10 protein-coding genes are annotated in these 10,244 nt (G+C 71.1%); 5 read left to right on the forward strand and 5 right to left on the reverse strand.

The features are described 5' to 3' along the window. The 3 genes from AOK11_RS35070 to AOK11_RS35080 form a co-directional block, all read left to right on the forward strand. On the forward strand, window positions 1-1,173 hold a 1,173-nt coding region (locus tag AOK11_RS35070; RefSeq protein WP_055597695.1), incomplete at its 5' end, for a S1C family serine protease. A gap of 240 nt (window positions 1,174-1,413) precedes the next feature. Next, window positions 1,414-1,860: a sec-independent translocase gene (locus AOK11_RS35075; RefSeq protein ID WP_055597696.1), complete on the forward strand. Its 447-nt coding sequence runs from the start codon at window positions 1,414-1,416 to the stop codon at window positions 1,858-1,860. Between the two features lie 248 nt (window positions 1,861-2,108). Continuing rightward, window positions 2,109-2,783, forward strand: a complete 675-nt coding sequence (locus tag AOK11_RS35080; protein ID WP_055597697.1) for a hypothetical protein — start codon at window positions 2,109-2,111, stop codon at window positions 2,781-2,783. A gap of 112 nt (window positions 2,784-2,895) precedes the next feature. Here the strand turns inward: AOK11_RS35080 and AOK11_RS35085 are convergent, their stop codons facing one another. Genes AOK11_RS35085 through AOK11_RS35095 form a run of 3 tightly spaced genes read right to left on the reverse strand, consistent with a single transcriptional unit; the run spans window position 2,896 to window position 6,023 of the window. Further along, window positions 2,896-4,029: an Mrp/NBP35 family ATP-binding protein gene (locus AOK11_RS35085; protein WP_055597698.1), complete on the reverse strand. Its 1,134-nt coding sequence runs from the start codon at window positions 4,027-4,029 to the stop codon at window positions 2,896-2,898. A 43-nt stretch (window positions 4,030-4,072) separates the two neighbouring features. After that, window positions 4,073-4,684: a DUF1003 domain-containing protein gene (locus AOK11_RS35090; protein ID WP_055597699.1), complete on the reverse strand. Its 612-nt coding sequence runs from the start codon at window positions 4,682-4,684 to the stop codon at window positions 4,073-4,075. Further along, the gene (locus AOK11_RS35095) at window positions 4,674-6,023 is read right to left on the reverse strand and encodes a magnesium transporter MgtE N-terminal domain-containing protein (RefSeq protein ID WP_167353870.1); all 1,350 of its coding nucleotides are present in this window, start codon (window positions 6,021-6,023) and stop codon (window positions 4,674-4,676) included. Before AOK11_RS35095 ends, AOK11_RS35090 begins: the two co-directional genes overlap by 11 nt. Window positions 6,024-6,275: 252 nt before the next feature. On the opposite strand from AOK11_RS35095, the gene AOK11_RS35100 reads away from it, so the two are divergent. Next, on the forward strand, window positions 6,276-7,076 hold the full coding sequence (locus AOK11_RS35100) for a hypothetical protein (protein ID WP_055597700.1): 801 nt from the start codon (window positions 6,276-6,278) through the stop codon (window positions 7,074-7,076). A 23-nt stretch (window positions 7,077-7,099) separates the two neighbouring features. Here the strand turns inward: AOK11_RS35100 and AOK11_RS35105 are convergent, their stop codons facing one another. Both AOK11_RS35105 and AOK11_RS35110 read right to left on the reverse strand, forming a co-directional pair. Continuing rightward, complete coding sequence (locus tag AOK11_RS35105) at window positions 7,100-7,621, reverse strand: hypothetical protein (protein WP_055597701.1); 522 nt, start codon at window positions 7,619-7,621, stop codon at window positions 7,100-7,102. Window positions 7,622-7,748: 127 nt separating this feature from the next. Then, complete coding sequence (locus AOK11_RS35110) at window positions 7,749-8,867, reverse strand: magnesium and cobalt transport protein CorA (RefSeq protein WP_055597702.1); 1,119 nt, start codon at window positions 8,865-8,867, stop codon at window positions 7,749-7,751. A 582-nt stretch (window positions 8,868-9,449) separates the two neighbouring features. Here AOK11_RS35110 and AOK11_RS35115 point away from each other — a divergent pair. Beyond that, on the forward strand, window positions 9,450-10,034 hold the full coding sequence (locus AOK11_RS35115) for a suppressor of fused domain protein (protein WP_055597703.1): 585 nt from the start codon (window positions 9,450-9,452) through the stop codon (window positions 10,032-10,034). The last annotated feature ends 210 nt before the right edge of the window (window positions 10,035-10,244 follow it).

A 10,244-nucleotide genomic window follows, 5' to 3' on the forward strand; every position in this document is an offset into this window, starting at 1 on the left:
GCCGCCGCGGCGGCCCCGTTGCAGCAGACCGGGGGCGCGGTCGACACGGAGGACCGGCGGCGCAAGCGGGCCAGGAGGAAGCTCGTCGGCCTCATGCTGCTGGTCGCGCTCCTCTCGGGCAGCGTCGGCGGGGTCGTCGGCACCCAGCTGGAGCGCAACGGCGGTGTGGGTTCCGTGGAACTCCCGCAGGCCGAGGAGGAGCCCGCAGGACGGGAACCCGGAAGCATCGCCGGGATCGCCGCGCAGGCCCTGCCCAGCGTCGTCACCCTGCACGTCAGCGGGGCGGCGTCGGCCGGCACCGGTACCGGATTCGTGCTCGACGGCCGCGGACACATCCTCACCAACGACCACGTCGTGCAGCCCGCCGGACGTGACGGCGAGATCACCGTGACCTTCCACAGCGGCGACACCGCCGAGGCCACGGTCGTCGGCCGGGACAGCGGCTACGACCTCGCCGTGGTGAAGGTCAAGGGCGTCGACGGGCTGGCCCCCCTGCCCCTCGGCAACTCGGAGAACGTGCAGGTGGGCGATCCCGTGGTCGCCATCGGCGCCCCCTTCGACCTGGCCGGCACGGTCACCACCGGCATCATCAGCGCGCGCGAACGCCCCATCACGGCGGGCGGGGGGCAGGGCGACGGCAGCGACGTGTCGTACGTCGACGCCCTGCAGACCGACGCGCCGATCAACCCCGGCAACTCCGGCGGCCCCCTGCTCGACGCCGAGGGCCGCGTGATCGGCATCAACTCCGCCATCCGCTCCGCCGCCGGCGGCGGCGAGGCCGAGGGCGGCCAGGCCGGCTCCATAGGCCTCGGCTTCGCCATCCCGATCAACCAGGGCAAGCGCGTCGCCGAGGAACTGATCAACACCGGCAGGGCGACCCACCCGGTGATCGGCATCACCCTGGACATGGACTACGCCGGTGACGGCGCCCGCGTCGGCACCGAGGGAAGCGACGGCGGGCCCCCGGTCAGCACCGGCGGGCCCGGCGACAAGGCCGGGATCAAGGCCGGCGACGTCATCACGAAGGTCGACGGGCAGCGCGTCCACTCCGGTGAGGAACTCATCGTCAAGACCCGCGCCCACCGTCCCGGGGACCGGCTGGAGCTCACCCTGGAGCGGGGCGGCAAGGAGCGGGAGATCTCGCTGGTCCTCGGCTCCTCCGGCGACGACTAGACACCGGACGGCACGACGGCCGGCACGGCGGCGCGTGGACACGGGAGTGCGGCAGGCACGGGAAGGCGAACAGCCGGCGAAGACCGTCCCCGTCACGCAACCGGAGGCCCCGGCACAGTACCGGTCGTGCGGGGAGGCCGGGTACCGTGGACCCGGCCCGGACCACGGAAGACCGCACGGACGCACGGACGCGTCGACGCACTGACCACCGAGGGCCGAGGACATCGCAAGGAGCTTCAGGTGTTCAATGACATAGGACCGCTCGAGCTGGTGACGCTCGTCATCCTCGCCGTGCTCGTCTTCGGTCCGGACAAGCTCCCCAAGGTCATCCAGGACGTGACCAGGACGATCCGGAAGATCCGCGACTTCTCGGACAGTGCCAAGCAGGACATCCGCGAGGAACTGGGCCCGGAGTTCAAGGACTTCGAGTTCGAGGACCTCAACCCCAAGACGTTCATCCGCAAGCAGTTGGACAACGACGATCTGGGGCTCAAGGAGATCCGCAGCGGCTTCGACCTGAAGAAGGAGATGGCCGAGGTCACGGACGCCGTCCAGGGCCGCGACCCCGAGTCCTCCGCCTCCTCCGCCTCCTCCGCGTCCGCCTCGGGCGGTCGCCTCGACATGACGAAGAAGCCCGAGAAGGCGGCCGCCGACGACCGTCCGCCCTTCGACGCGGACGCCACCTGAGCCTCGCCCGGCGCAACCGCGGCCGGGTGCACGGGGGTGTACGCCCCCGCATACGTGACGCGTTTCATACTCCGTCAGGGCCCCGCACGGCCCGAACCGGACGTCCACGCGGCCCACGCGCCGGGCGGTTTCCCGGGCAGGTGCCCAAGAGGTGGCTATGCTGCCCCAGTTGTTGTGCGGTCCGGACGAGTACGCCCGAAGGGGGGCGGGCCGCCCCCGGTCCGACGAGAGCGAGGAGGCGTCCGGGCATGGAGACGACGAGTCGGGCAGTCGCGCAGGCGTCGGCCGCGGAGGACGGACAACCGGTTCACTCCGCCCGGCGTACGGTCGACGGCTACCTGAGCGCGCCCTTCCCTTGGTACGGCCTCGACGAGGCGTTCACGGGGCGGCGCTGGCTGATGCAGGTCGGCACCGCGGCGGACGGGGTCGTCGAGCACGGATCGATCGGGCACGGCGACGAGCCCTCGGTGCGCAGCGAGTACACGGCCCAGAGCGGCCAGGAGACCAAGGAGAGGTTCGCGGTCGCCGTGACGGTGGCCGCCAACCCGGTGCGCCGCAGCGCGGACGGCACCGGCCTGCTGGAGGCCACCTCCGTGTCCTCCGCGGCCTGGCTCGCCGGAGTGGGGCTGCTGTCGTTCACCTGGCCGGGCCAGATGGACCACTCCCTGCGCGACGACTGGCTGGAGCAGCAGACGGAGACGGCCTGGGTGCTGGCGGACGACCTCGACGGACCGGACTGGTCGACGCTGTCCCTCCCCGTGGACGGGGTGCCGACGCCGTTCCACTACCGGGAGTCCGAGTTCGGCTGGGTGCTCGCGGGATCGACGCGGGCGGGCGTGCACGTCGGCGCGTACGGCAGGGGCATGAGCGCGTACGGGCTGGGCTTCGCCGTGGTCAAGGACATCACCGCCTACGCGTCCTGAGCGGGGAACGTACCGCCGTCCTCGTACGGCGAAGGGCGCCGCCCCGAAGGACGGCGCCCCGGCCGGACGCGACACAGAGGCTCTCAGGGCCCCGTACGGGCGCCCGGAGTGCTCAGAACTTGTTCCGGGGCGTGATGCCCAGCGCCAGGCCCGCCAGACCGCGCTGACGCCCGCCGAGCTTGCCGGCGATCGAGCGGAGCGCCGAACCCGCGGGGGACTCCGGATCGGACAGGACGACCGGCCTGCCCTCGTCGCCGCCCTCGCGCAGGCGCATGTCGATCGGGATGGAACCGAGCACCGGGACGCTGGCCCCCGTGGTGCGGGTCAGTCCGTCGGCCACCGACTGGCCGCCACCGGTGCCGAAGACGTCGACCATCTCGCCGCAGTGCGGGCAGGGCAGACCGGACATGTTCTCGACCACGCCGACGATCTTCTGGTGGGTCTGCACGGCGATGGAGCCCGCCCGCTCGGCGACCTCGGCCGCCGCCTGCTGAGGCGTGGTGACGACCAGGATCTCGGCGTTCGGCACGAGCTGCGCGACCGAGATCGCGATGTCGCCGGTGCCCGGCGGCAGGTCGAGCAGCAGCACGTCCAGGTCGCCCCAGTACACGTCCGCCAGGAACTGCTGCAGCGCGCGGTGCAGCATCGGGCCGCGCCACACCACCGGCGCGTTGCCCGGGGTGAACATGCCGATGGAGATGACCTTCACGCCGTGCGCGGACGGCGGCATGATCATGTTCTCGACCTGGGTCGGACGCCCGTCGGCACCCAGCATGCGCGGCACCGAGTGACCGTAGATGTCGGCGTCCACGACGCCGACCTTCAGGCCGTCGGCCGCCATCGCCGCCGCCAGGTTCACCGTCACCGACGACTTGCCGACCCCGCCCTTGCCGGAGGCGACCGCGTACACCCGGGTGAGGCTGCCCGGCTTCGCGAAGGGCACCTCGCGCTCGGCCTGGCCGCCGCGCAGGGCGTTCGCCAGTTCCTTGCGCTGCTCGTCGCTCATCACGTCCAGGGTGACGTCGACCCGCGTGACACCCTCGAGCCGGGAGACCGCGTCCGTCACCCGCTGCGTGATCGTGTCCCGCATCGGGCAGCCGGAGACCGTCAGGTACACGGTGACCGCGACCGCTCCGTCCGCCCCGATCTCCACGGACTTGACCATCCCGAGCTCGGTGATGGGCCGGTTGATCTCGGGGTCGTTCACTGTCGCCAGTGCCTCGCGCACCGCGTCTTCCGTAGCCATGGTGTCGATGGTACGGCGCTCCGCACGTCCCCCGGTAAGCCCGCTACTGGTCGTCTGCGTCACGTCCGGGAGACCTCTGTGCCCGCATTGCCGCGATGGAGCCGTGATGGTCCCGGTGTCCGTTCTGTCTTTCCTCGAGATCCTTCATCATGTCCTGGAGCTCCGAGCGGATCCAGTCGCGCGTCGCGACCTCCCCGAGCCCGATCCGCAGGGCGGCGATCTCCCGGGTCAGATACTCGGTGTCCGCGATCACGCGCTCGTCCTGCTTGCGGTCCTGCTCCAGGTTGACCCGGTCGCGGTCGTCCTGCCTGTTCTGCGCCAGCAGGATCAGCGGGGCGGCGTACGAGGCCTGGAGGGACAGCATCAGGGTCAGGAAGATGAACGGGTACTCGTCGAAGCGCAGTTCCTCCGGCGCGGACACGTTCCACACCAGCCACACGATGATGACGACCGTCATCCAGACGATGAACCGGCCGGTCCCCAGGAAACGTGCGATCCGCTCCGAAAGGCGCCCGAAGGCCTCCGGATCCCACTCGGGCAGCAGCCGGCGCCTGGGCGGACGCGGCTGGTCCAGCCGGGGCGTCCGCACGCGGCCGGCGGCCGTGGCGCCCGCCGGGTGACGCTGCTCGCGCACGCCGTCGCGCTCAGGCGCCATCGGTCACCACCCCCTCGTCGTCCCCGACGCCCCTGCCGTCCGCGTCGTCCGTGTCCTCCGCGCCGTTCGGTGCGTCGTTCTCGTTCAGATGGAACTCGGTCTCCCGCCAGTCGTCCGGCAGCATGTGGTCCAGTACGTCGTCCACCGTCACCGCGCCCAGCAGCGCACCCGTCTCGTCGACCACGGGCGCCGCCACCATGTCGTACGTGGCGAAGAACCCGGCGACCACGGGCAGCGCCGCCTCCGGTGCCAGACGCTGCAGATCGTCGTCGAGGATCGAACCGACCAGCGTGTACGGAGGATCGCGCAGCAGCCGCTGGAAGTGGACCGTGCCCAGGTACTTGCCGGTCGGGGTCTCCTCCGGCGGACGGCACACGTAGACCTGGGCCGCGTGCGCCGGGGACAGGTCCGGGTTGCGGATGCGGGCCAGGGCGTCGGCGACGGTCGCGTCGGGCCTCAGCACGATCGGCTCGGTCGTCATCAGACCGCCCGCCGTGTGCTCCTCGTACGCCATCAGGCGCCGCATGTCGGCCGCGTCCTCCGGCTGCATCAGGCTCAGCAGCCGCTCCTTGTCCTCCTCGGGCAGCTCGGAGAGCAGGTCGGCGGCGTCGTCCGGATCCATGGCCTCCAGGACGTGGGCGGCGCGCTCCTCCTTCAGCTTGCCGAGGATCTCCACCTGGTCGTCCTCGGGCAGTTCCTCCAGCACGTCCGCGAGGCGGTCGTCGTCCAGAGCGGCGGCCACCTCGGCGCGGCGCTTGGCGGAGAGGTGGTGCAGGACGTTGGCCAGGTCGGCGGGGCGCAACTGCTCGAACGTGGCGAGCAGATTCTCGGCGCCCTGCCCCTGTTCCTCCAGCGAGAACCCGCTGACCGCCGACCACTCGACGGTGAGCGTCTCCCCCTTGCCCCGCCGAAACGTTCCGCCCTTCCGGCCCTTGCGGACGAACACCCGGTCGATCACCCATTCCCGGCGGGCCGACGGCTGGTGCACCGACAGGTCGAGGACGGTGACCTCCTCACCGGTCTCCACGAGCGTCACCCTGCGGTCCAGGAGCTCGCCGAAGACGAGCCGTTCGGTGGGCCGCTGCTCGAAGCGCCGGACGTTGAGCACGCCGGTGGTGATGACCTGACCGGACTGCACGGCGGTCACCCGGTTCATGGGCAGGAAGATGCGACGCCGGCTGGGGAGTTCGACCACCAGACCGAGCAGCCTCGGTGGTCGCCCGCCCACCCGCAGCATCACGACCAGATCGCGCACACGCCCCACCAGGTCACCGGCCGGATCGAAGGCGGCGACGCCGGAGATGTGGGAGACGAAGAACCGGGGGGCGCCCGCTGCCATGGCGGCGGCTCCTTTTCGTACGGGTCGGTGCTGCCGTGCGTGTGTGCTGCTGCTTGCTCTGGCCCTGCTGTGCTGTCCTGTCCGCTGCTGTGTCGGTTGTCCGGATGGCCCGTTCGGGCGGCTTCAGGCTAGCCCGTCCCGATCAGCGGTGCCCTCGTGGCCGGTCCGGACGGACTGCCTCCGACCGGCCGGTACGGCCCCGGTAATCTGCGGTACGCCGTTCAGGTCCCCGTCAGAGAGGCAGCGCAACCTGTGACTCCGATCTCCCCGGGCCGTTCCCGCACAGCCACGCTGGCGAGTGCCGTGTGCGTGCTGCTCGTGACCGGTATGGCGCTCACGGGATGCTCCTCCGAGGAAGAAGACCCGAACAAGGGCACCAACGGCGTCGGCAAGCTGTCCGCCGCCGAGATCCAGAACAGGACACGGACGGCCGCCAAGTCCGTCGACACCGTGCGGCTGCACGGAAACGTCGTCACCAGCGGGCGTACGTACACGCTCGACATGCGGCTCAAGCCCGAGGGCGGCATCGGATCGGTCACCGCCGAGGGCCGGACGTTCCGGTTGCTGAAGGTCGACGACGAGCTCTTCCTGAAGGCCGACGCCAAGTTCTGGGGCCAGGCGGACGACGGGACCGGCGAGGACGGCGCGAAGGGCGAGGGCGAGGGGGACGGGGGCGGGGCTTCGGACGCGGCGGCGGCCGGCAAGCTCGCCGAGAAGTACGTGAAGGTGCCGGAGGGCGACCCCTCGTACAAGAAGTTCGTCGGGTTCGCGGACAAGGACGTCCTCCTCAACAGTCTGCTGACCCTGCACGGCACCCTCGCCACGGACGGCCACCACGAGCAGGGCGGTGTCCGCACCATCCGCATCACCGGCGACGCGGGCTCCGGCGGCACCCTGGACGTCTCCCTCGAGGGCAAGCCGTACCCGCTGCGCCTGGTGCGCGCCGGCAAGGCGGGCACCCTCACCTTCTCGGCCTGGGGCGCCGACTTCGCCCTGGAGCAGCCGGCCGAGGACGAGACGCTGGACTACGAGGGCCAGCTCCCGACGTCGTAGGAGGACCCGGGCGGGGCGATTGGTCAGCGGCGCTTCCTGCGTCCCGCCAGCAGCCGGGGCAGGCCCGCGGGGGCCGGGTGCCGGGTCGTCACCGGCGTCGGCAGCGGGGGCTCGGCCAGGGAACCCTCGGGCAGCGGTGCCGTCGCCCCGGTCGGCTCCAGGCGCAGCACCCGGCACTCACGCGCCCAGCGCTCCGTCATCGCCTCGCCGTCGGGTGCGTTGAGCCGCTTGCCCTTGAGCACGGCGACCGCCGCGTCCCACTCCTCGGACCCGGAGGGCAGCTCCACGACCGTCGCGGCCCAGGAGACCAGCCGGCCGCCCTTGTCCTTGCTGCGCACCGTCACCTCGGCCGGCCCGCCGTCCGCCAGCCCGGGCAGCGGCTGCTCCCCGGGACCGTCGCCGACCAGGCACATCGCGCCCTCGTGCCACACGTGCCACAGTGGCCGGGCCGGGCCACCGGGACCCCGGACCCAGACGAGGCCGGACTTCTTGGTGGCCTCCTCGACGAGGGCCCGGTCGAACAGCGCACTGGTCGCACTTGTCATGGGCCCAGCCTATCCAGGGCCTCCGAGCCGGATTCCGGATCCCGGGGCCGGATCCCGGGGGCCGGCTCCGGGGCCCGTCGAGCCTTCGATCCCGGTTCCGGTCCCGGTTCTGATTCCGGAGCCGGTGTCAGAGCCAGCCGTTGCGCTTCAGCGTGCGGTGGATGCCCAGGCAGAGGGCCACGGTCACGCTGAGGATCACCGGGTAGCCGTACTTCCAGTCCGTCTCCGGCATGTAGTCGAAGTTCATGCCGTACACCCCGCAGACCATCGTCGGCACGGCGATGATGGCGGCCCACGAGGTGATCTTGCGCATGTCCTCGTTCTGCGCCACGGAGGCCTGCGCGAGATTGGCCTGGAGGATGGAGTTGAGCAGCTCGTCGAAGCCGATCACCTGCTCGTGCACCCGGGCCACGTGGTCGGCGACGTCCCGGAAGTACTTCTGGATCTCGGGGTCGATCAGCCGCATCGGCCGCTCGCTCAGCAGTTGCATGGGCCGCAGCAGGGGTGACACCGCCCGCTTGAACTCCAGCACCTCCCGCTTGAGCTGGTAGATCCGTCCGGCGTCGGTGCCGCGCGGGGTGCCTCCCCGGCCCGGCGAGAACACCTCCGTCTCCACCTCGTCGATGTCGTCCTGCACCGCGTCGGCGACCGCGATGTAGCCGTCGACGACGTGGTCGGCGATGGCGTGCAGGACCGCCGAGGGGCCTTTGGCCAGCAGTTCGGGGTCTCCCTGGAGGCGGTGCCGCAGGCCCCGCAGGGAGCCCTGGCCGCCGTGCCGGACGGTGATGAAGAAGTCCCGGCCGGTGAAGCACATCACCTCACCGGTCTCGACGACCTCGCTGCCGGAGTCGAGCCGGTCGTGGTCGAGGTAGTGGATGGTCTTGAAGACCGTGAAGAGCGAGTCGTCGTAGCGCTCCAGCTTGGGCCGCTGGTGGGCCTGGACGGCGTCCTCCACGGCCAGTGGGTGCAGCCCGAACTCGCGGGCGATACCGGCGAACTCGTCCTCGGTCGGCTCGTGCAGGCCGATCCACACGAAGCCCGAGTCCCGGCGCACCAGGCGCATCGCCTCCTGAGGGGTGAGCGGGCTCTCGGTCTCCACACGACGGCCGTCGCGGTAGACGGCGCAGTCGACGACCGCGGTGGTCGTCGCAGGATCGCGGGTGGTGTCGTACGGCGCGCTGCTCTCCTTGCGCAGCGGGGCACGGGAGGGACGGACCACGGCACGCAGGTCGCGGATCATCGACATGGCGGGCTCCTTCGCGAAACGGGCAACGAAAGGCGCCGGCGCGACGGGTGGAACCACCCGGAATGAGGACGTCCTGACCAGAGATGACCCGGCTTCCGGAAAAAAGCCCGGGCAGGGGATGTTTGGCACGTCCACAAAGCGGGGAGCACCGCACCGTCGCGGTGGCGAGTCTCGTCGCTGATGCAGCTACTGGGGCAGATCAGTCGGGACGAAACGAAATGCTCTTCCGATGAAGACGCGATGATGCGAGGTGACAGCCGGAACGGAGCAGCTACATCAACGGGTGGAAGAGCGGGTGCTACTGCACGGTCGACTTCGGTCCATGCCAGCCCCACCTCCTCCGGCCGGTCCCTCGTAAGGGACGATCCTCATCCCCTTGAAGGGGATTCCCCCGTAGGGGGAGTGTCATAGCGGTACCGGGGCTCCGCGGACTCTCCCAGTGCCCTGAAAATGCCCTGCCGGGCCTGGGCGTTGCCTGGGGGGCCTCCTGCGTGCTGCCCCGAACCACCGGGCCAGACTAGCAGCCGACCGCTGTGTCAAGGTGCCGCTTCGCCTGCTGCCGACGGGTTCTATGCTCGCCGCATGGCAGATGTTCTTCCTCTGGTCGAGGCCCGGTTGCTCACGGCTCTGGGCGAGCCGGTCGCGCGCGCGGCAGTCACCTTTCTGGGTACGGACCGCGTCGAGGTGCTGCGCTTCCAGGAGGGCGACATCGTGCGCTACGCCACCCTCGGCATGTCCGCGCAGCCCATGGCCGACCCCACGGCGGTGATCGCGGATCCGGTCGCGGGCCCGCGCGCGGAGCTGGTGCTGTCGGTGCGCAGCGGTCTCGCCGACACCGACAAGGTGCTCCGCCCGCTCGCCGTTCTTGCCGCGTCCCCGCAGGTCGAGGGTGTGGTCGTGACCCCCGGCGCCTCTCTCGACGTCGGCGAACCGCTGTGGCCCGGAGCCCCGTTCACCTCGGTGCTGGTCGCCGAGCCGGGCGGTCTGGTGGAGGACCTGGAACTCGACGAGCCCATGGAGCCCGTACGGTTCCTGCCGCTGCTGCCCATGACGCCGAACGAGGCAGCCTGGAAGCGGGTGCACGGCGCCCAGGAGTTGCAGGAGCGCTGGCTGGCCCGCGGAACGGACCTGAGGCACCCCACTCGGGCCTCCGTCGCGCTGGACTGACACGCTCCCGCCTTCGACGGGCGGCCGTTCGCCGAAGTGAGCAAGATCACCCGTGTCGGGCCGTCAATGACGAGCCGGGACAGTTCAGTTGGCGGGGCGGCGGTGGCCGGGTGCCGACCGGTGCCGACCGGTGCCGACCGGTGCCGACCGGTGTCTGCCGGGGACAGCCGGTGTCTGCCGGGTCTGCCGGTTCGGTCGGGTCGGGGCGTG

Origin of the sequence: Streptomyces hirsutus (genome assembly GCF_001418415.1) — a bacterium.
Taxonomy (GTDB): domain Bacteria; phylum Actinomycetota; class Actinomycetes; order Streptomycetales; family Streptomycetaceae; genus Streptomyces; species Streptomyces hirsutus.

Coding starts and splice junctions, on each gene's coding strand:
- AOK11_RS35080 (WP_055597697.1), top strand. CDS start 2,109: ATGGAGACGACGAGTCGGGCAGTCGCGCAGGCGTCGGCCGCGGAGGAC.
- AOK11_RS35105 (WP_055597701.1), bottom strand. CDS start 7,621: ATGACAAGTGCGACCAGTGCGCTGTTCGACCGGGCCCTCGTCGAGGAG.
- AOK11_RS35115 (WP_055597703.1), top strand. CDS start 9,450: ATGGCAGATGTTCTTCCTCTGGTCGAGGCCCGGTTGCTCACGGCTCTG.
- AOK11_RS35085 (WP_055597698.1), bottom strand. CDS start 4,029: ATGGCTACGGAAGACGCGGTGCGCGAGGCACTGGCGACAGTGAACGAC.
- AOK11_RS35110 (WP_055597702.1), bottom strand. CDS start 8,867: ATGTCGATGATCCGCGACCTGCGTGCCGTGGTCCGTCCCTCCCGTGCC.
- AOK11_RS35090 (WP_055597699.1), bottom strand. CDS start 4,684: ATGGCGCCTGAGCGCGACGGCGTGCGCGAGCAGCGTCACCCGGCGGGC.
- AOK11_RS35095 (WP_167353870.1), bottom strand. CDS start 6,023: ATGGCAGCGGGCGCCCCCCGGTTCTTCGTCTCCCACATCTCCGGCGTC.